Genomic DNA, 20,607 nt, shown 5'->3' with positions numbered 1-20,607 from the left:
CAATCATGTCATTTTCCTCTGAACCCCAACAAAACCGGGACAACCAGAACCCACTTGTTTTGCAGATAAAGTCGTTGCAGGCTTGGGGTATGCCTAACGCGGTTGATTTGAGTTTGAACCGTCAGCAGATTTGGATGGTTTCTGGTGCCTCAGGAACCGGCAAATCGCAATTTTTAAAAGCCTTGGCCGACTTAATTGAACACTCCGGGCTGGTTGAACTGTATGGCCAAGAGCAAAATCAAATGTGTCCTGAAAAATGGCGCTCACAAGTGATGTATTTTTCGGCGGAAACCGCCTGGTGGCGAGACCATGTTGCTGAGCATTTCGATACCCAGCCTGACACGGAAATTTTAAACTCGGTGGGTTTAAAGCCGTCCATCCTTGAAAAGAATCCGGATGACTTATCCTCTGGAGAAAAGCAGCGATTGGCGTTATTGCGTGGTTTACAGTATCGACCTAAAGTGCTTTTGCTTGATGAAATCACCGCAAATTTAGACCCTAAAAGCGCCCAGTTGGTTGAGCGGCTTGTCGTCGACTATATCAACACAAATCAAACCTGTGCTTTATGGATCAGCCATGATGAAGAGCAACAACAGCGATTGAGTTGTGAAAACTGCCAACTGGTATTTGTCGCTAAAGAGGAGGGGCGATCATGATTTTGATTAGTTATTGGGATTTGGCCACCCTCTCTTTTTTGGTGTTTTTATTAGGGCTTTTCTTGTGGTTGAACGGGTTTAGCCAGGTAAAGCATCTATGGTGGGCAACCACTAGAATGGTTGTGCAATTGCTGTTTATGGGGGTCTGGTTAAGTTGGGTATTCTATTCAGAAAATCCACTTTGGATTGCGCTGGTGGGAATTGTCATGCTCTCGGCGGCAGGCTATGAAATTACCAAACGCCAGCAATACCGCTTTAAACGTTTACACGGTTTGATGATTGGCTTTTTATCGCTGTCGTTTACCGCTTTATTGTTGTTGATTGGGGTGTTGACCCTGGTGATTCAACCTGAACCTTGGTATCAGCCGCAATATGCCATCCCGTTATTGGGCATGTTGTTAGGTAATAGTATGACCGCGATAGGTTTAGGTTTAGATTCACTGACACGCAACGCCGTGCAGATGAAAGCGAAAATAGAAGCCCAGTTGGCCTTAGGGAAAACCGCCAAGCAATCGTTGGATTTCATTAAACAACAGAGTTTGCATGCCGCCATGATTCCTGTGATGAATATGTTGGTTGCCGCAGGCATCATCTCGTTACCGGGGATGATGACCGGGCAGATTTTAGCGGGTGCAGACCCTATGGAAGCGGTGAAGTATCAAATCATGATTATGTTGTTGATTGCCACCTCAACAGGTTTCGGAACCTTAATTGCGGTGAACTATGCCGGCAAGCAGTTATTTGATGCTAGACAAAGATTAAAAACCTCGGTTTTGATCAAAGTGAAATAAAACCGTGCTGAATAGTGTGCTACTATTTCTATGTGATTGATTACTAAAAGTTTCTCTCTTTCAAGGAGTGTGTTATGGCAATGCGTTTAAAAGATATCGTGGCGGAAGCCAAGGCCAATATTAAAGAGGTGTCCACTTCAGAAGCTAAAGACCTGTTTAAATGCGGTGGTTACAAACCGCTTGATGTGCGTGAACCTGCCGAATATCTAGACGGTACGATTCCGATGTCGGTGCATGTGCCGCGTGGCATGTTAGAGCCGATGTGCGATAAGTGTTATGAAGGTCATATGGGTGAATTAGCCGACTTGGACCAAGGTTGGGTCGTATTCTGCCTATCCGGCGGGCGTGGCGCTTTAGCCGTGGATACCATGCTGAAAATGGGTTACACCAATGTGGTCAACCTGGCCGGCGGCTTCAATGCCTGGAAACAATGCAACGGCGATATTACCGTGCCTCCGGTTGATAACGGTTTAATCCGTTTAGACCACCCTTGGAACCCAGGGTTTCAAGAAGGTAATGTCTGTTAGTTTATTAAATTAAAATCGACAAAATAAAAATAACCAGGCCTGGTAGATTATATTTCTACCAGGCCTGTTTAGTATTTCAAAAGGAGAAAATATGGGTTGGTCGGCTTGGGCTTTGGATAATTTGTGGTTAGTGGCTGGCGGTTCGTTGGCACTGAGTTTTGTACTGCATTTTGTGGTGGTTTGGCTGTTTAAAAATTCGGGGAATAAGTAAATTTTTGTTTTCATTATATCTTGTTGAATTTTAAAGGTAAATTAGCAGTGATACCACTTCAATCTATGTCATGATTGCCAATGATTTCATAGGTTTTACAGTCTTTTCAATATACAGAGTTGTCATATATCTAACTTAAATATAATTGTTTGAACCGCCGCTAACTTGTTAGGTATTTAAGGTTTTTGGGCATAGTAGGAGGTGTAATCTATAGATATTATTGGCTTTTTTAGTTTTCTATTGCCGGGTAATTAGTCTCTGTTTATAGTAAATTCAACAAGTTACAGCAAGTCTTATTTATTTTCACTCTATTTAATACCTTTTATTACCGCTCTTTCAAAATACGTTTTTTTATAAAAAATACTTGCACTTTATTTTAAAAATCAATATCTTAAGATATGCTTTTATGGTAATGAGAGTCGAAAAATGAGTAATAATAATTTTAAAACGCATTACGATAACCTAAAAGTATCTAGAGACGCTCCTCCCGAAGTCATAAAAGCCGCATATAGAAGCCTCATTCAAAAATATCATCCAGATCGTAACAATAATAGCGAAGAGTCTCAGCGAATTATTGCTATTCTCAACAACTCTTATTCTGTACTTTCAAACCCTGAGTCCCGACAGAGCTATGACAATTGGATCAAGCAAAAACTAAATGAATCTTCCCAAAATAAACCTCGAACACTGAAAAGCAAAACAAGTTCATATCAACATTACCAAACAGACAATAAAAGCGACATTTCAGAGAGTGAAACCGTATTTTTTCAGGCTTATTTAAAAAAATATAACGTATCTGAACAAGAATTAAATCAGGCTATCTGGAAAAGTAAAATTAAGTCCATGAAGATAGGAGGAAATACGTTTGTAGAAGATAAGCCAATTATCAACTCTGCTACAGTTAATAACTCTTCAAGATCAGTCTTTCTTATTATTTTTATCCTTACTTTAATTTCTTTTTTTGTATTCTCATATAACTCAACTTCTACCAAACAACCAGCAATACCCAAAGAGCTTCCAACATATCAAGAATCTCTCTTACCTCAATCAGGAGTACTTTCTGTAAGTACAATAGAACCTTTAATTGCACCATTTTCAATTACAGCCAGTTCAACACAAAACCATTTGGTTAAGCTAAAAGACTCTATTACTGGAAATGATATTGTTTCAATCTTTATAAGAGCTGGTGAAACAGTAAAAACTAAAGTTCCTTTGGGAACTTACACGCAAGTTTATGCTTCAGGTAACACTTGGTATGGAAATAAATTACTGTTTGGAAGAAGAACCGTTCTGTCAAAGTCATTAACAGCCTTCAGCTTCTATAAGTCTGGAAATCGAATTAGAGGGCACCAAGTAACTCTACAAAACAGAGTTAATGGAAATCTTAGATCATCTAGAATCAGTCAAAATGAATTCGAATAATGATTTTACATAAAATATTTAACAAAACTATAACTAGTTGATTTATTTATATTTAAATTAGGGTTTTTAGTAAGCTTTAGACCAAGTTATATCCTTGTTAATTATTAATAAATAAGAAGGTATCGAGTCACTTCGTGACTATACACAGTAAACAACGAATTTCACCATTTCCATCCTTATCCGAATAGATTATTTTCATAGAAATTTTATTGCATAAAATAAGCTTGCAACCTTTCTTAGTTAAAATATACTTGTAAGTAGTGTCTTTACTTATTTATATGCATTTCAAGTAGGTTTTCACTAAGATTAAAAACTTATTGAAGGAGTTCCCATAATGGGTATTTCAACGACGATCCTAGCAAAAAATAATCTGCTTCAGCCAAAACAGGTTTTTGCGATACTTGAATCCCAAGGGCTCATTACAAAAGAAAATGACTCATGGGCTTTAACAAACAAAGGAAGTGAGCTTGGCGCAGTAGTTTCTAATGGACGGTACGGACAGTATATCGCTTGGCCAGATGATTTTGACTTAAGCCAATTTTCTAATAATGAATCTAAAGAAAGTGCTGATGACAACCTTCTGAATAGTACGGCTATTGGAAAGCATTTTGGTTTTTCAGCCAATAAAGTCAATTCAATTTTATCTGAATTAGGCTGGATCAAGAAAGGTGTTAAGGGTTGGATTGCAACCGACCAAGGACTTAAGCACGGTGCTGTCAATAATAAGTCATACCAATCTGGCGTACCTTTCACAAAATGGCCTGAATCAATCCTTGAGTCCCCTATCTTGAAAAGTACAGTAAGCTCATTTCTAGGCAACTCAGAAGATACCAATCCAGAAGAAAAGCAAGTTGATGACATCGGATTTAGGGAAAAGTTTGAGGCCAAACATCGTACAACAGATGGTCATTATGTTCGCTCTAAAGCTGAAATGCTAATTGATAACTTTTTATACATGATGGAAATTCCTCATGCCTATGAACGACGATTACCAATCGAGGAAGAAGTTTACTCTGATTTCTATATTCCTACCGGAAAGGTCTATATTGAGTACTGGGGTTATGAGAATGAACCCCGTTACTTAGCTCGTAAAAAAGCCAAGCAAGAAATATATGCAAAATATGGTTTTAATCTAATTGAGCTTACAGAAAAAGAAGTTCAAAACCTTGATGACCATTTGCCGAGATTATTATTAGACTTTGGAATACAGACTTATTAATTTAGCTTTAGCCTGGTGTTGTCCAATTTTGAGTTATTCAAGCTTTAATCGGGTTGAGATAACGTTCACGTTTTTTGGGTTTGAGTTTATCAAGCTCAACTAAAATCAACGCATCGATACAGTCGTTAAACTCTGGGTCAATACTAAAGTCGATAAATCGGCAGCCTTTGTCATCCGCCACTTCAGTGTATTGTTTGAACAAAGTGGGGACTTTAACGCCATCCAAATCCAGCAGAGCATTGAGCTTTTTATAACTCTCCTTATAATCGCCACTAAAAATCTCCTGAGCAATTTGTTGGTTGTTTTTGCTTAATTCCACCGGGCGAATCCCTTCCGCCAAGTCTTTATTGGAACCGAATTGCTGTTGGTAAAAGCCCACAATCAACTCTTTAGAGTTTTGCGGGTAAGCATCACTTAAAGACACAGGGCCAAATAGGTATTTGATCTCGGGGTGTTGCGCCACATAAGCGCCAATGCCGTACCAGAGATAATCCAAACTACGTTTACCCCAATATTTAGGTTGCACAAAACTGCGACCCAATTCAATCGCATTGGGTAGGTAGGATTCAATTTCAGGCTTCAGATTAAATAAAGTGCTGGTGTAGAGGTTTTTGATGCTTTTGTCTTTTACCAAATTGGCACACTCTCCTAGACGGTAAGCTCCAACAATCTCTAAATCCTCTTCATCCCATAACACCAGGTGGCGATATTGGTTATCGTAAGCATCCAAGTCCATTGCTGTGCCAGTGCCTTCCTCTACGGTTCTAAAGGTCAACTCACGCAAACGGCCGATCTCATGCATAACCGGTGAATCGGCTTCAAAATCGTATAGATAGATTTTTTTACCGTCTTGGGTTTGCCCCAACAGTTGCGATTTTTTCAGTGCTTTTTTCAAAGCTTGACGGTCAACCGGAGGGGCGATGGTCTCTTCGGTTTTAAATATGGGGGCTTTGCCTTTCTTTAGGTTCTTGGCTTCTTTATCGAGTTTATAGAGGTATTTGCGAAATTGGTTAGCGAGCTGTTTGCCTGGCATCTCTATTTCAGCCAAGTTTTTCCAAGGAATTTGTTTACCAATAAAAAATTGGATTTGCTGATGTTTTTTATTGAACATCTCTTTCACAAGCATCATGGTACCTAGAGGTTTATACAAGGTAGATAACGCGTAAAACAGCGATGAGTTGCGTGCATCGACATAGATGGGTTGTATAGGAGCTTTGGCTTTTTGTGCGAGTTTTAGAAATCCGGCTTTCCACTTGCCATCCCGTACGCCATTCGGGCGAATTCTGGAAACTTCTCCGGCAGGGAACATAATCACCGCTTCCTCGTTGTTCAACGCATCTAAAATCTGTTTGAATTGGGTTTTATGCGCGGTTTTACCGGTCAGATTATCTACCCCTAAAAACAATGATTTTAGAGGTTCAATATTGTTGAGTAAATCGCTGGCCACAATGCGAACATCCGGGCGAATGGTGCGTACCATTTTCAGTAAAGCCAAACCATCCAAAGAGCCGATAGGATGGTTGGCCACCATAATCACTTTACCTTTAGCCGGAATGCGGGCTAAAGCTTGAGAATTCACGGTATAACTAAAATTAAAGTAGTTGAGTACCTCATCTAAAAAAGCAAAGCCTTTTAGGTGTTGGTGGGTTTCAATAAAGGCATTAATCTCTTTTTCATGAGCAAGGCTTTTAATTAAGTTGATTGCAAGTTTGCCGGTTTTTTTATTAGGTAATTCAGGGAACTTTTCAGCAATGACGGCTTCAATGTTTAGCATTTTATGGGAGGTCTCAATATTGTAAATTTGCACATAACATTATTACTTGCATGAGGGTGCTGAAAATGACGAATTGATGACAGAAAAATGATGCTTTTTTAAAGCATTCCATTTTGAATAAGGGGCAAAATCTAGCTAGAAAGCCCTGCTAGATCATTGTTTTATAGCTTGAAAATAAAATAAACTGTTTTCGGTATAAAAATAAACAGTTAAGATTAACTAGGGTTTTCTTGTTACTGTTTTTTACTAAGGGTATGATAAAAAACCATTAATAAAAAATGTTAAATAACAAGTAGTTGATTTATTAAGTAGTTAAATTATTAAGTAGTTAAATTATTAAGTAGTTAAATTATGCCGTCGATTGTTTTTTTAAAATATGTATTACGTTATTTCCTGCCGTTGGCCGTGCTTATGGTTGCTGGTGGCTATTGGGGGTTGCATAATGTTAAAAACGATAAAATCAATCAATTAACGGCAGAAGTCCATGAGCAAGTATTGGTTGGCAAAGCATCGGCAAGTGCAAAATTGCATTTAATCATTAGGGATGTCCTCTATCTTTCGGAAAGTGGGCTTATACATAACGTTTTGAATAATCCGGATTTCAATTCAGACTTGAGCGCGATAGCCCAAGACTGGAAGGTCTTGATGTCAACTTACCAGGTCTATGACCAAATTCGCTGGATAGGCCCTGATGGTAAGGAACGTTTACGTATTAACCAAACCCAAAATGGCCCTCAGCGTGTCGCCGATCAAGATTTACAAGATAAAAGCGACCGCTATTATTTTTCTAAATCCATCGCTTTACAACCTAACCAGTTTTATTTTTCACCCTTTGATTTAAATAAAGAGCATGGTGAGATTGAATTTCCACGTAAGCCGATGATTCGCCTATCCAAACCTGTTCTGGATGCTCAAGGAGAGAGCCATGGTGTGCTTGTTTTAAATTATTTGGGCGATGATTTGCTGAAAGAGATCAAAAAGCATAAACCAGAGATAAATCATCACCTTTGGTTAGCTAATGAAGCCGGTTATTGGTTGATTGGTTCAACCCCAAAAGATGAATGGGGTTTTATGTTTAATAAGCCCGATTTAACCATCAAAACAAGATACCCGGAAGCTTGGTATAAGATTCTCACCCACGAACAGGGCGTGTTCAGCGATCAAGACGGGGTATGGGCGTTTGATACGATTCGACCTCTGCGGGAAGCGGCTCTAGTAAACTTAGCTAAAATGGAAAATATCGTCGTAAGTGATCTTCCAGAGTTAGATAAGGATCTTTCTAGTTCACCGCAATATCCCCCATATTTTTGGAAGCTTATCTATCATATTCCCACCAAAGAGATCAATGCATCCGTTTATTCGGCTCAACAGTCGGTTTACATGGGTTTGTTTGGACTACTGGCTATGCTATTCATCGGGTCATTGTTTTGGGCCAGAGTGCGTATGGCAAAGGATTGAGCCGTTAAGTTTGCCGAACAAGAAGAGCGTTAAACGCGTTAAAATAGGGTGTAATTCGACTAGGTTGATATCACCGATATAAAGTTGAATCCGTTTTTAAGCAGTATTTATTGGATATACAGAATCTATGCCTCGAATTTTTGCCTTGTGGCTTTCGCTATTGTTTTCACTGTTTTTTTCTAATGCGGTTCTTGCTCAAGAACGTTTAGTCGATATGGATGGTGTCTCTTTTAGCATTCAAATGATTCAAGCCACCGCAAATGATAAAAGCCTTCCGCCTATGGCAAGGGTGCTTTGGTTACCTTCCGAATATGGCGTTTTGCCGCAAGAAAGGGCCATTGCCGAACAGTTAGCCAAAAAAGGCATTGAGTCTTGGTTTGTGGACTTTTATGAAGCGATGTTCTTATCACCCACTTCCAGTGCCGTTGACGAGATTGACCCGCTATGGACAGCTGAACTCATTGAGCTGGCTCGTGCGGATAAAACGCTTCCCGTTTGGATTGTGGCACCAAATAAAGCCGCACAGATTGCGGTGAGAGGACTGCAATCCATACAGCAAACCGCAACCCAAAATTTAGGCTTGATTTTGATTAACCCCAACCTTTATCTACAAACACCTCAACCAGGCCAGGTAGCCGACTATTGGCCGCAAAGTGCCAATGTCGATTTACCTATTACGCTGATTCAAGCGGAATTGTCACCGTGGAAATGGCGCTTGAATGAACTTAATCAGCAGTTAAACCAAGCAGGAAGTGATGTCTTTACTCAAGTCATTCCTAAAGTAAGAGACCGATTTTATTTTAGGCTAGACGCTTTGGCCGTTGAAAACCGGCAAGCCAAACAGTTAGCCAAATACATACAGCAAGCCATGCGTTTGCAGTTGGTGTATCTGGCGAAACCACGCACGGTAAAGGCACTCAAATCAACAAGTGCTAAGCCTAAGAAAGAGACAAAAAGTGTACAGTTGAACCTTTATAAGGGGCAGCAAAACCTGCCGTTAAAAGCTCAGGGACTTGACGGCAATTATTTTGATTTGAAGGATTATGCAGGCCAGGTGGTCTTGGTGAATTTTTGGGCGAGTTGGTGCCCGCCTTGTGTGCATGAGATGCCGTCGATGGCCCGTTTGAAAACGCATTACGCGGGACAAGATGTAGAGATTTTAGCGGTCAACTTGGGAGAGGAAAAGACACAGGTCGAGTCATTCTTAACCGAACACCCTGTAAACTTTCCGGTTTTATTGGATGACGATGCCAGCGCGGTGAAAGCTTGGAAGGTATTCGCCTACCCAAGTAGTTATCTTATCGACAAACCAGGCCAAATCCGTTTTGCTTTGTTTGGTGCGACAGAGTGGGATGACATCGCTCATATACAGAAAATCGATGCACTTTTAGCGGAATAAAGGTAAGCAAAATCCTGAGGAATCATCCTGCAAAAAGACCAGGCCTGGTCGCTTTAAAAATCAAATGATGATCAAGCGTGCACGACCTTGCTCTTTGGCTTGATATAATGCCTGGTCTACACGTTTTAACAGCTCATATTGATGTTCATTGGGTTGCGCTTCTGTTGCCCCAGCCGAGATTTTTATAATTCTGTTTAAGCCAGCTATTTTTATTGCGGCTAATGAAGTGCAAATGTCTTTGTATAGAGCCTTTATGATTTTAGTATCGGTATTGCGGATAACAATTAAAAACTCTTCACCACCTAGACGATAGGCTTCGGCGTGTTCCAGATTATTCTTTTCCGTTTTCAGTATCTCGCCGAGTTTTTGCAGAGTCAAATCTCCAATATCATGACCAAAATCATCGTTTATGGATTTGAAAAAATCGATATCGAGCATGATAACCCAAAGGTTTGAAAGGTGAACGGGTTCATTATTTAGCTTGGCTAATTGCACGGGTAAGTCACGGTTCAAGCCATGTCGATTGGTCAAGTTGGTTAAGAAATCATGGTGTGCAACGTATTCAAGCTCTTGTTGTTGTTGAATGATTAATCCTTTGCGTCTCTGTTCGATAAGATAGCTCCAACTAGCCAAAGCAAAAAAGGCAGCCATGAAAGCAAAAATAATCAGACTGATTATCAAAAATGTTTTATTTGCGTTGAGCATGCTTTCAGTAATATTCAATCGATATGAAACAAAAGCACGTATATCACCTAATTTTTCATTAAATCCATGCTCTGAACCGTATTTTTCAATCAGACCTTTGGGTGCTGTTTTTGGGTCGCCATGGCACATTAAACAGTTGGCCTCGTTTGCGTTAAATGGGGCGGCATAATAGAGTGTTTCCTGGCTATTAATCATTTCTACACGGTGAATTTGCTTCAAGTTTCGATCGCTATTGAACTTTTCTAAGAGTTCAATTTCTTCAGGTGTTGCCTGATTGACAGGGTTTCGTGGATTTTTAGCTGCCAGTCGGTATTTCCAACTATTCAAATCCTTGGCGTCTAATTTTTTATCAAAAATTTGATATACCTTTCTGGAAATAAAGGTGCTGGATAAAAGATGGGGGTCAAAAAAATCGTAGGAAAGAATATGCTCTTTCTGTAAATTATAGATAATCGGTTTAAGTTGGCTATTGATGTATTGGCGCAGTGATGTCTGATAAAGAATATGTTGATTCAGCTCATTCAGTTTATTTTCAATAATGGTATTTTTGACTTGTTGATAGATGGAGGCCGTAATAATTAGGTAGGAAAACAATAAAGCCGTAGCCAGCCAATAGAGCGGTTTTTTATTGATTCTAAACTCAGAATTGCTATACATTTAGTCGTCCGCGGGTAACAAGATGAATTAATAAACATTAGACTTACAGAATACCATTAATAGGAGGACTTTTAAAATGCTGGCTTGAGCAATCCTATTGCATCGGATTTACGAAATCACCAGCAAAGCCCTCAATTTCTTTTGTCCAAAACGTGCCATCTGGGCAAACGCTTGTTTGCTGATCGGTATTTGTTCAAAGTCGGTTTGGTTGAGGTGTTCGCTTTCGATGGGTTCGGGGTCATTGATATAGACAAAGTTTTCATCCGACTCGGCCACATAGATCCAGTGTGGTGCCTTATTGCGATTTAAACGCCAGGTGCTGATCAACGCCAATACCGGTGATTCGGTTTGTAAGATGGCATTCAATTCCTCGGTTTCCAGGTTATGGATTTTCAGTTCGATATCGGTGTGTGCGATTTGGTTTAAAAACTCCTGATGTACCAATTCGATGACCGCCTTTTTCTCCTCATCACGTACCCCGTCTATAAAAGGCACGTCATCACGGTTTAGGTAAAGTTGCACTTTGCGTCCTCTGCGCCAGGCACTCAACGCCAAACCGTGTGGTGAACATCCTCCGTGGCCGGAGGTCATGAAAATGGTGGTGGCTTCACGCCAAATCTGCAACTCTTCATGGCGGCTGAATTCATAATCGTTTTGCAGGGTTTTTATCGCCATCATTAAAGAGGCCGGGCCGCATGTAAAGTCGGTGGTTTGTTGATAATAAGGCTTGGGTTTAGAGGTTTTGGAAGCGCTGGCATGCAATCTTTTTTCCATACGTAAAGCGGCCGAACCATCTTCATAATAGTCTTCGATTTGCGAAATGACCTTGTAGCCGTTCTTTTGGTAGAGTTTAAGAGCGGCTTGATTGGCGACATTGACCTCCAGCCGCATATAAACGCAGTACTTTTGACTGACTTGCTGTTGCACGTGATTCAGCAGCTGTTGGGCATAGCCTTTGCCTTGTTGATTGGGCAAGAGGGCAATGGAGTATAGACGCGCCAAATTGGTACCGGTACGGTACAGCACCAAGGCATAACCGATGATTTCGGCAGGCTGGTCGGGTGTGTTTTGTTCAATCACCCATAAATCATGCGAACCGGTTTTAATAAAGTGCTGAAAGCTGCGTTTTGAGAGTTTGTCTGTAGTGAAACAGGTGTTTTCAACACTTAATAACGCATGGATATCCGCTTTTTGAGCGCAACGGATGGTGCTGTGTTGTGAATGGCTAACGGTGTGACTCATTGTGAAAGCCCCTTAAGCATGCCGGTTAACGCCATCGCAATGGTTTGTCTGGCTCTAAACAGCACTTGCTGTTGCCAGCTTGGTTCAAACGGGTAAAAGAAGTTCTTTAAATCGACCACTGGCTTTGCCTGTAAATCGCGCTGTTGATCGGCTTTGAGTTGGTTTTGATAAAGTTGTTCTTTAAGCAGCTCTAAAATCAGATGTTGTACCGCAAAAGTACCGTATTCCAAGGTAATGAAACAGCCGCGGCCACCCATTAAATCATGCCAAAAATAATCCAATAAACCGAGTTTTGGCGCAGAACAAGACTCACCCAATAAAGCGGAACAGGCGTTGTTTCCATAAAGCGTTTCTGCCCAGGCAAAACCAGCGGTGTTGGGGGTGTGGTCATTGATGATTTCACCATAGCCATAAGGCCCCAAACCAGTGTGTACATCAATCACGGAAAGTTGCTCGGCATTTTGAATAAACGCATGTTGTGCAATTTTATTGAGTTGTTGTTGTGACCAGGAGGCTTGTGTGCCGCCATAAAATAGGCCATCGGCCTGCTGATATTGCCCTTGGGTTATTTTGGCGACAAAGGTATTGAAATCGGTGTTTTCCCATAGGCAGGTTAAGTCCGAATCGGCTGTTAAACCTTGCAGTTGCGTGTGCAGGGTTTGGTAATCCGGATTGCTGGGTAATGGTTGGCTAAAATCGATGAAGTTGCGGTTTAAATCAATGCCTTGGTGGTCAGAACGGCGTAACCAGGCAAAGCCCCACGGATTTAACGCATGAATCAAAACAACCCCTAAATCAGCTTGTTGTTTGAGCAGATCGGCCAATAAGGGCAGGGTATCAATTTGTACCGCCGAGCCGGTAAACCCTTCAATTCCGTGCGTGCCGCAAATCAACACCAAAACGTGTTTGGGCTTGGCCGATTGGCTTAAGAACACTGCATCGCAAAATAGATTTTTGGCGTCGGAATCGGTTAAGGGATGCTGAAAACTTTGGCTTTCAAAAATCAGCTCTGGGTCAATCAATTTTAAGGCATGTTTAAAGGCCAAACGGGCATCTTGATAGGTTTGTTTAAAACAATTTAAGTCCATTTTAGACTGAAGATTTAACACAATTTTTTTCCTGTGAAATTTGCGCTAAGAAAATTGAATCATACTCTTAATTTTTGTTGGCTAACAGTAAAAATATTGATTGTGAATTGAATAATTATCCTGTAAAAGGAAGTTTCAAAATCAGGTTTATTTGGAGCCAAAAAATGAGTCATTTTTATGTCGTTGTGGATAGCTTAACAGACTGGAAACCTTACTATTCCAGTCAGGACGTTATTACCTTTGACGATTATTTAGAGCGGGTTAATGACCGCTCTAAAAAGCGTATTCGTGTGATTAATTTATGCCGCGATTATCGCTATTTGAAAACCGGTTATTACTGCTCGTTATTAGCCGAGGCCAGAGGCCATCATGTATTGCCCTCTTTAATGACCATCAATGATTTAGGGCGTAAATCCCTGTCGTCGATTCAGTTGACCGACACCAGTCAATTAGTCAATAGATTGCCGTTGGGAAATGAAGGTGAACAACTGACGTTTAGATGTTGGTTTGGTAAGACCTTGAACCCGGCATTGGCCAAGCTAGCGGCGAAATTATTTGAGAAATTTCCCACTCCGTTACTGGAAATCACCTTGCAATTCAAACAGCATTGGCAGGTCAAGCAGGTTAAGGGCGTGTCGTTAAAAGCGTTGGTGGATCCAGCGGAACAGGAGGCGTTTGCTGAAACCTTTGAAAAGTTCAGTTTACAGATGTGGCGTAAGAGCAAAACCCGTAAAGCCTATCGTTATGATTTGGCCATTTTGGTCAACCCGGACGACCCATTGCCACCCAGTGATGATGCCGCCCTAAAGCAGTTTAAGAAGGCCGCCAATCAGTTGGGCATTGCCACTGAGTTCATTACCCGCAAAGATTACATGCGTTTGGCGGAATTTGATGGGTTGTTTATCCGTGAAACCACTTCGGTGGAAGACCATACCTATCAGTTTGCTAAAAAGGCGGAAGCGGAAGGCTTGATGGTGATTGATGATGCTTTGTCGATATTACGTTGTACCAATAAGATTTATCTGGCGGATTTGCTCAATACCCACAAGATTCCTACACCTAAAACGGTGATTATCAATCAACCTTCCGAGCAGGCCTTGTTGAAACTAGAGAACGAGATCGGTTTTCCGATGGTGTTGAAGATTCCGGATGGCTCTTTCTCACGCGGAGTGGTTAAGGTTGAAAACGCCGAGGAGCTGACCGAACAGGCCAAGATTTTATTGAAGCAGTCGGTGATGTTATTGGCGCAAGAGTATATGTACACCCAGTATGATTGGCGTATTGGTATTTTAAACAACAAGCCGTTGTTTGCCTGCCGTTATTACATGGTGGATGACCACTGGCAGATTTATAAACATGAATCGCAAGACACGCAATCGGGCGGCTTTGAAACCCTACCCACTTTTGAAGCGCCAAAAGCGGTGATCGATATCGCTCTAAAGGCGGCTAAGTTGATTGGTAATGGCTTTTACGGGGTGGATATCAAACAGTCGGGTGATCGAGTGGTGATTATCGAAGTGAACGATAACCCAAGCATCGATTCGGGTGTGGAAGACAAATATTTAGGTGAGGAGTTGTATCACGAGATTATGAAAGACTTTTTACTGCGTATGGAATCTTTAGGGCGTTAAGTCTTATTAAGCGTTGATTAAAACTGAATAAGTCTCTCTTTTAAACCACTCACGATTTTCCGAAAAGCAACTTGAGTGGTTTTATTTGATTTGACCAGGCCTGGTTATTCACACTGTTGGCTTAACTGACGCTGACGTAGCTTGATAATCAGCATCATCGCCGGTGCATAGATAAAAATCGATAACATGATGTTACCCACCACAATCGCCTCAAACAGTGCTTTATATTCAAAGCTATTGGGAATCATGTGCACCATTAAGATGGACAAGCCACCTTTCACTCCGGCAAAAATCAAAATGGCCCACCAATCCAGTGAGATGTCCTGCATCTTGAGTGAGCGATTGGAAACCCAAGCAAATTGACCTAACACCAAAGCACGAATCAAGGTGCTGACCACAAACACCGAAACAATCTCTTTCCAATAGGTTTGTAATAAACTCAGGTTAATGATTTCTGAAATCGAGACGAATAAAATCACATTGGCGAATAGGGCGGTAAAGCTGATGAAACCGATAATCTCCTGACGATTCTGATGGGTGGCTGTCAAATGCCCCAGGTTGAGATAGGTTTTAACCGCATGCAGTTTATTTGGCTTTGCTTGTTTGAGTTGTTGCTGCTTGAGTTGTTGGTTATGACGCTGTTCAAATTGCGAGGTATGTGCATCTTCAGAGAGAGGGTTTTCAGACAGTCTGTCGCGTGAGGTGATTAATGCATTCGCCAACACCATTGAGACCACAATCGCAAAGATACCGGCAAAATGATAGTGTTCGGAAATCAAAAAGGCACTGTAGGCAATCATCAGCAAAATACCGGTTTCGGTGATGGGGTTGTCGGACAGTTTGAGCAGGTAAAGCCCCGCCAAACCGATGACCGCACCGGTAATCAAAGCGCCGCCAGCGGATAAGGTGAAACTCCAGGCAATTTCAGGGAGCCCTAATGGTTGATGCATCAAGGTAATGGCGATACTGAAAATGGCAAAGGCGGTGGCATCATTGAACAAGGATTCGGATTCCGCTAGAAACTTCAGTTTATGCGGGATTTTGGTGGTGCTGAACACCGAACCGACGGTAACCGGGTCGGTTGCCACCACCATGGCCATCAATGCAACCATGGCGGGCAAGCCAATGGCGTAGTTCGGTAACATCACATCTTGCAATAACACGCCCGCTAAAATCGATAATACGACCGCTACACCAGCGGTACCCAACACACTTAACCAGTTTTTTCTTAGGTCATCGGTTTCCAGTTGCATCACATCGCCAATCAACATCAAAGGCAGCAAGAGCAATAATAATTGGTCAAAACGCTCGGCATTGATATCAATCGGGTGGATATGAAAGTGTGATAACAATAGAACGATACCAATCAAACTGATGGGTAAAGGGATTTTGATTTTTTCTTGAACAATTAACGCCGTTACCATTAAGGCAATAATCATCAGGCCTGCTTCTAGCATGTTTATGAGTCCTTTAACGTCTCAAAAGTTACTTTTTAAAGGATTATAGTGAAATCGGGGAGTCTTGTGTGGTTTATGATTTTTAGATTGGTTTAGCTCAGCTTGACTAGCCATGTTACAAGATTGTTGTAAAGTTGTGGATTGAAAAAGGGGGGTGAGATGGACTTTTATCGAGCCATGTCTTTTAAGTTTACCCAGGCCTGTTCAGGCTTGGGTAAACTAATGTTTCAACCACGCCTCAAACGCTTCGGTCGGCATCGGTTTCGCAATGCCGTAGCCTTGTCCAATATGGCAGCCCAACTCAATCAGTTGTTCACAGTGCTTATCGGTTTCAACCCCCTCAGCGATGGTCTGCATACCAAAAGCTTCTGCCAGGCCGATTACGGCTTTTAGAATGGCCAAATCACCGGTATCAACTAGCATATCGCGTACAAATGATTGGTCAATCTTTAGATAAGTTACCGGTAGCGTTTTTAGATATTCAAGGGATGAATAGCCCGTACCAAAGTCATCAATGGAAACCCTAAAACCCAACTCTTCACAGGTTTTCATCAGTAAGGAGGCGTGTTTCATGTCTTTCAATGCACTGCTTTCAAGCACCTCTAGCTCAATCAAATCAGGGGAAACTTCAGGGTGTCGGTACATCATCTCCTCTAAAAACTCTATGAGTCTAAAGTTTTGTAAAATCTGTGCGCCTAAGTTGACACTGATTGGAATGTTAATGCCCTCAACAACCCATTTTTTACTTTGCATAAAGGCTTGTTCAATGACCCATTTATCCAGCAGGATGGAAGTGGTGTTCTTTTCAATGGCAGGTAAAAAATCAGCAGGGGGTAATAAGCCTTCTTGCGGATGTTGCCATCGGATAAGCGCCTCCACCCCGATTATTTTTTTATTACGCATATCAATTTTAGGTTGATAGAAAAGCACAAACTCATTGTTTGAAATGGCTTGGTTGATAGCGATAATTTTTTGATGGAGTTTACGCACCACCTGATCTTGTTCATCGTCGAAAATATGGTAGCTATTTTTCCCGGAAATCTTTGCCTGATACATGGCATTGTCGGCTTGACGGATTAGTTGGTCTGAGTCGACAGGCAGAGCCTGAGGATAATAAGCGATACCGATACTGCAGCTGACTTCGAGTTTGTTGCCATCAATCACAATCGGTTTACGGGTCGCTTCTAAAAACCGGTCATAAATGGTCAGCGACTGTTCGACGTTATCAATCTTATTCAGTAAGATGACAAATTCATCACCACCTAAACGAGCGACAATATCGGTTTCCCGGGCTTCTTGACTATATCGGCTACCGATGATTTTTAACAGTTGGTCACCTATTTCATGCCCAAGGCTATCATTGATTTGTTTAAAGCCATCCAAGTCTAAGAAAGCCAGTGAGATAAATTTATTTTCAATATCCGCTTGGATAATGGCTTGGTTTAATTTTTCAGTAAACATACTACGATTAGGCAGGCCGGTAAGACTGTCGAAATGAGCCAGTTTCTTGAGCTTTGACTCATTGCCTTTTTGCAGGGTAATATCTGAAAAAAGTGCCAAATAGTTCTGGATTTGGTTATTTTCATCTTTGATTGTGCTGATGGTTATCATCTCAGGATAAACTTCACCGTTTTTTCTACGGTTCCATACCTCTCCTTTCCAACTACCCGTTTTAAGTAAAGTCTGCCATAACTCTTGATAAAATTCTTGGGGGTGGATTCCTGAGTTCAGAATACTCGGTTTTTTGCCATAAACTTCTAGCTTGCTATAGCCCGTGATTTTGGTAAAAGCACTGTTCACATCAACAATGTTACCTTGGTTGTCTGTAACCATAATGCCTTCATTGGCACTTTTATAGACATTAGATGCTAAGGTGAGCTTGTCTTGAATCTGTTTTTGTTTGGAAATGTTTTGTATGGTTCCAAACATTTCAATAGGGTTATCGAGTTCATCAAATTTTAATGTACCCTTGCCATGAACCCACAGGCTTTCTTGACTATCTTGGTTGATGACCTTGTACTCTTTATCAAACGGCTTTCTCTCTGTAATCACCTCTTTTTGAAAGTAATCTTCCATCATTTGGCGGTGTTCGGGGTGAATAATCTCCAACCAACTCTGGATGGTCTTAGGGTAATTATCATCAATGCCAAACATGATGTCGAGTTCAGTTGAACAACCCCAGTGATTTTGTGCGATATCGAGTGTGTAATGACCAAGTTGCGCTAGCTTTTGCGCTTCTATGAGCAAAGACTCACTCTTTTCCAGCTTCTGTTGAATCTGATTGCGTTCGGTGATGTCAATGGCAGAGCTTAAAGAGCCAATGACCTGGCCTTTTTTATCTTTTAGCAGCGTATTGCTCCAGGTAAACATCCTGCGCTCACCATTATGAGTGATAAGTTCATGGTCGACCGGTTTACTTAAATCAATTTTTTGGTTGATGAAATCTCGGTGGACCGCTTTAAATTTGCTGTGGATTTCTTCGGGTAAAAATTTTTGTTTGAACCAGGATTTACCCTGCAATGATGCTTCACTGACCCCTAATACCTCTTCAGCTTTTTTATTGAGCATGGTGATATTGGCATCGGTATCTAATGCAATCATCAAGGCGGAAGTCGTGTTGAGGTAGGTGTTGGTGATTTCAATTTGTTGATTGAGTTGCTCTTGGACTTCAATAATATCGCTTAAGTCGACATGGGTACCGATTAAATGGGTAAATTGTAAGTTGGATTTTTGATTTGGGATGAGCGCTTTTCTCGCACGCGATAGAAGGGGCACATAATGCCCATCTTTATGTTGCATTCTAAAACGTGTTTCAAAACTTATTTCACCGCTTTCCAGAAATTTTTGTACATATTCTTTGGTGGTTTCAAGATCGTCAGGATGGAGTAGTTTTTCCCAGGTTGAAAACGCATTGCTCAATTCGTGATCTTTGTAGCCTAAAATGGATTTCCATCGCGGTGAATAAAAAACCTCATTGGTTTCCAGGTTCCAATCCCAAACACCATCTTGACTGCCGTCTAAAGCCAGGTTTAAACGTTCCTTGATATGGATGTAATCGTTATTTAAGGAATTTTTTAGGTCAATGAACTCAGTCAGGTTTGAATGGATACCTATCATGCGATAGGGTTTACCATCTTCGTTTTTAATGCTGAATCCGCGGTAACGGATATAAACGGTTGAACCATCTTTATGCAGATAACGGATGGCTTGGTCAATGTCTGTTTCGATACCTTCGACATGCTTGTTTAGGCAAGTTTCAATTAACTGCTGGTCTTCCGGGTGAATCGATTTTTTCCAGAAATCGATTGAATCATTGGTTTCATTTGGCGCATAGCCTAAAAATTCCCAAAACTTTGGGCTCATCCAGTGCTCTTCAGGGTTTTCTAAGTTCCATATCCATACGCCATCAAAAACTTGATCTGCAAATTGATCAAAGCCTTCCGTACTGGATTGCAGGTATTGATAGAGTTCATTTTTTAATGGGTTTTGATGCGACATCCTAAAGGTACTTCCTGAATTTTTATAGGGTTAATCCTATAGTGCTTCTTTGCGGTAATAAAGAAAAATTCGTTGATTAATAGATAAGTTTTTAAATGGGGTATAAGTGCGAGGGAGAATTTTTCTAAATTATCAAAGCCACCAGGCCTGGTAGCTTTGATAAGAATGGATTTTGAGTTGGTTGAAAAGTGGGTTTTGATGGGTTTTACCGTCGATTTAGCTTTACGCTCTTGAAAGGAATTTACCTGTTAAGGTGCTGACTTTGACGATTTCATGAGGTTCGATGAATTCAGGAACCTGAATCTCATAACCGGTAGACAACACCGCAGGTTTAGTTCGGCCAGCCCCAGTCGCTTTGGTGCCAGGGTTGGTTTCAATCACTTCCAGGTCAACATTGGTCGGGAGTTCAATCGCTAAAATCTGGTCTTCGTAAAGTAGGGCGGTAATGCCGCTTAAGCCTTCAGTGATGTATTTCTTTTCATCCTCGAGTTCGTCTGCCGCCAAAAGGTACTGGCTGTAATCCTCATTATTCATAAACACGTAGCTGTCGCCATCGATATAAGAAAACATGACCGAAACCTTGGTGGTTTCCACTTCTTTGATCATGTCTTCACCTTTAAAGGTTTCGTCCACTTTTTGCCCGGTTTTTAAATTGTTGAAACGTACTTTATACATGGTAGAGGCGCCACGAGAAGACGGGTTGCGTACATCGTAAGTTTTCACAATGTGCGGTACGCCGTTGATTTCAACAACACTGCCTTTTTTAAGTTCATTGATTTTAGGCATGAGAATTCCTTTAAATAATAAGGTAATAATAGGATGGATATTTTTTGCGCTATTTTCGAGAGTTTTAAATGGGAATGCAAGCGCTT

Annotated in this window: 15 protein-coding genes; 8 read left to right on the top strand and 7 right to left on the bottom strand. The window is 41.1% G+C overall.

Translation table 11 applies throughout. The features are described from left to right. Positions 1-5 precede the first annotated feature (5 nt). The 5 genes from L6421_RS10500 to L6421_RS10480 all read left to right on the top strand — a co-directional run bounded on the left by L6421_RS10500 (position 6) and on the right by L6421_RS10480 (position 4,826). Positions 6-656, top strand: a complete 651-nt coding sequence (locus tag L6421_RS10500) for an ABC transporter ATP-binding protein (protein ID WP_237261744.1) — start codon at positions 6-8, stop codon at positions 654-656. After that, positions 653-1,447 (top strand): ABC transporter permease, encoded by a 795-nt coding sequence (locus L6421_RS10495; RefSeq protein ID WP_237261743.1) that lies wholly within the window; start codon positions 653-655, stop codon positions 1,445-1,447. The genes L6421_RS10500 and L6421_RS10495 overlap by 4 nt, the downstream gene beginning before the upstream one ends. A gap of 74 nt (positions 1,448-1,521) precedes the next feature. Then, positions 1,522-1,974, top strand: coding sequence for a rhodanese-like domain-containing protein (locus tag L6421_RS10490; protein WP_237261742.1), 453 nt, complete (start codon positions 1,522-1,524; stop codon positions 1,972-1,974). A 637-nt stretch (positions 1,975-2,611) separates the two neighbouring features. Continuing rightward, a complete protein-coding gene (locus L6421_RS10485; protein ID WP_237261741.1) occupies positions 2,612-3,607 on the top strand; it encodes a J domain-containing protein in 996 nt (331 codons plus the stop codon). Between the two features lie 334 nt (positions 3,608-3,941). Beyond that, entirely contained in the window at positions 3,942-4,826 is an 885-nt protein-coding gene (locus tag L6421_RS10480) for a hypothetical protein (protein WP_237261740.1), read from the top strand. A 37-nt stretch (positions 4,827-4,863) separates the two neighbouring features. Here the strand turns inward: L6421_RS10480 and olsF are convergent, their stop codons facing one another. Next, positions 4,864-6,600: a bifunctional ornithine lipid synthase OlsF gene (gene olsF, locus L6421_RS10475; protein ID WP_237261739.1), complete on the bottom strand. Its 1,737-nt coding sequence runs from the start codon at positions 6,598-6,600 to the stop codon at positions 4,864-4,866. A 351-nt stretch (positions 6,601-6,951) separates the two neighbouring features. On the opposite strand from olsF, the gene L6421_RS10470 reads away from it, so the two are divergent. Both L6421_RS10470 and L6421_RS10465 read left to right on the top strand, forming a co-directional pair. After that, entirely contained in the window at positions 6,952-8,058 is a 1,107-nt protein-coding gene (locus tag L6421_RS10470; RefSeq protein ID WP_237261738.1) for a cache domain-containing protein, read from the top strand. A gap of 127 nt (positions 8,059-8,185) precedes the next feature. After that, the gene (locus L6421_RS10465) at positions 8,186-9,457 is read left to right on the top strand and encodes a TlpA disulfide reductase family protein (protein WP_237261737.1); all 1,272 of its coding nucleotides are present in this window, start codon (positions 8,186-8,188) and stop codon (positions 9,455-9,457) included. 60 nt (positions 9,458-9,517) lie between these two features. Here the strand turns inward: L6421_RS10465 and L6421_RS10460 are convergent, their stop codons facing one another. The 3 genes from L6421_RS10460 to L6421_RS10450 all read right to left on the bottom strand — a co-directional run bounded on the left by L6421_RS10460 (position 9,518) and on the right by L6421_RS10450 (position 13,170). Next, positions 9,518-10,819, bottom strand: coding sequence for a diguanylate cyclase domain-containing protein (locus tag L6421_RS10460; RefSeq protein ID WP_237261736.1), 1,302 nt, complete (start codon positions 10,817-10,819; stop codon positions 9,518-9,520). A gap of 108 nt (positions 10,820-10,927) precedes the next feature. Next, positions 10,928-12,061, bottom strand: a complete 1,134-nt coding sequence (locus L6421_RS10455) for a GNAT family N-acetyltransferase/peptidase C39 family protein (RefSeq protein WP_237261735.1) — start codon at positions 12,059-12,061, stop codon at positions 10,928-10,930. Next, positions 12,058-13,170: a DUF2817 domain-containing protein gene (locus L6421_RS10450; protein ID WP_237261734.1), complete on the bottom strand. Its 1,113-nt coding sequence runs from the start codon at positions 13,168-13,170 to the stop codon at positions 12,058-12,060. The genes L6421_RS10455 and L6421_RS10450 overlap by 4 nt, the downstream gene beginning before the upstream one ends. A gap of 143 nt (positions 13,171-13,313) precedes the next feature. On the opposite strand from L6421_RS10450, the gene L6421_RS10445 reads away from it, so the two are divergent. Then, the gene (locus L6421_RS10445) at positions 13,314-14,780 is read left to right on the top strand and encodes a RimK family ATP-grasp domain-containing protein (RefSeq protein WP_237261733.1); all 1,467 of its coding nucleotides are present in this window, start codon (positions 13,314-13,316) and stop codon (positions 14,778-14,780) included. A 104-nt stretch (positions 14,781-14,884) separates the two neighbouring features. On the opposite strand, the gene L6421_RS10440 is transcribed toward L6421_RS10445, so the two are convergent. The 3 genes from L6421_RS10440 to efpL all read right to left on the bottom strand — a co-directional run bounded on the left by L6421_RS10440 (position 14,885) and on the right by efpL (position 20,521). Next, on the bottom strand, positions 14,885-16,237 hold the full coding sequence (locus tag L6421_RS10440; protein ID WP_237261732.1) for a cation:proton antiporter domain-containing protein: 1,353 nt from the start codon (positions 16,235-16,237) through the stop codon (positions 14,885-14,887). 219 nt (positions 16,238-16,456) lie between these two features. Then, positions 16,457-19,735, bottom strand: a complete 3,279-nt coding sequence (locus tag L6421_RS10435) for a sensor domain-containing protein (RefSeq protein WP_237261731.1) — start codon at positions 19,733-19,735, stop codon at positions 16,457-16,459. A gap of 222 nt (positions 19,736-19,957) precedes the next feature. Then, positions 19,958-20,521, bottom strand: coding sequence for an elongation factor P-like protein EfpL (efpL, locus tag L6421_RS10430; RefSeq protein WP_237261730.1), 564 nt, complete (start codon positions 20,519-20,521; stop codon positions 19,958-19,960). Positions 20,522-20,607 lie beyond the last annotated feature (86 nt).

The organism is Thiomicrorhabdus immobilis, from assembly GCF_021654855.1.
Taxonomy (GTDB): domain Bacteria; phylum Pseudomonadota; class Gammaproteobacteria; order Thiomicrospirales; family Thiomicrospiraceae; genus Thiomicrorhabdus; species Thiomicrorhabdus immobilis.
Note: the sequence above shows the minus strand (reverse complement) of the source record. Positions and strands in the feature narration are given on the sequence as shown.

Bases quoted from the DNA above. Each gene is read 5' to 3' on its own strand.
- L6421_RS10480 (WP_237261740.1), top strand. From the start codon at position 3,942: ATGGGTATTTCAACGACGATCCTAGCAAAAAATAATCTGCTTCAGCCA.
- L6421_RS10470 (WP_237261738.1), top strand. From the start codon at position 6,952: ATGCCGTCGATTGTTTTTTTAAAATATGTATTACGTTATTTCCTGCCG.
- L6421_RS10485 (WP_237261741.1), top strand. From the start codon at position 2,612: ATGAGTAATAATAATTTTAAAACGCATTACGATAACCTAAAAGTATCT.
- L6421_RS10455 (WP_237261735.1), bottom strand. From the start codon at position 12,061: ATGAGTCACACCGTTAGCCATTCACAACACAGCACCATCCGTTGCGCT.
- L6421_RS10500 (WP_237261744.1), top strand. From the start codon at position 6: ATGTCATTTTCCTCTGAACCCCAACAAAACCGGGACAACCAGAACCCA.
- L6421_RS10465 (WP_237261737.1), top strand. From the start codon at position 8,186: ATGCCTCGAATTTTTGCCTTGTGGCTTTCGCTATTGTTTTCACTGTTT.
- L6421_RS10440 (WP_237261732.1), bottom strand. From the start codon at position 16,237: ATGCTAGAAGCAGGCCTGATGATTATTGCCTTAATGGTAACGGCGTTA.
- L6421_RS10495 (WP_237261743.1), top strand. From the start codon at position 653: ATGATTTTGATTAGTTATTGGGATTTGGCCACCCTCTCTTTTTTGGTG.
- L6421_RS10445 (WP_237261733.1), top strand. From the start codon at position 13,314: ATGAGTCATTTTTATGTCGTTGTGGATAGCTTAACAGACTGGAAACCT.
- efpL (WP_237261730.1), bottom strand. From the start codon at position 20,521: ATGCCTAAAATCAATGAACTTAAAAAAGGCAGTGTTGTTGAAATCAAC.
- L6421_RS10460 (WP_237261736.1), bottom strand. From the start codon at position 10,819: ATGTATAGCAATTCTGAGTTTAGAATCAATAAAAAACCGCTCTATTGG.
- L6421_RS10490 (WP_237261742.1), top strand. From the start codon at position 1,522: ATGGCAATGCGTTTAAAAGATATCGTGGCGGAAGCCAAGGCCAATATT.
- olsF (WP_237261739.1), bottom strand. From the start codon at position 6,600: ATGCTAAACATTGAAGCCGTCATTGCTGAAAAGTTCCCTGAATTACCT.
- L6421_RS10435 (WP_237261731.1), bottom strand. From the start codon at position 19,735: ATGTCGCATCAAAACCCATTAAAAAATGAACTCTATCAATACCTGCAA.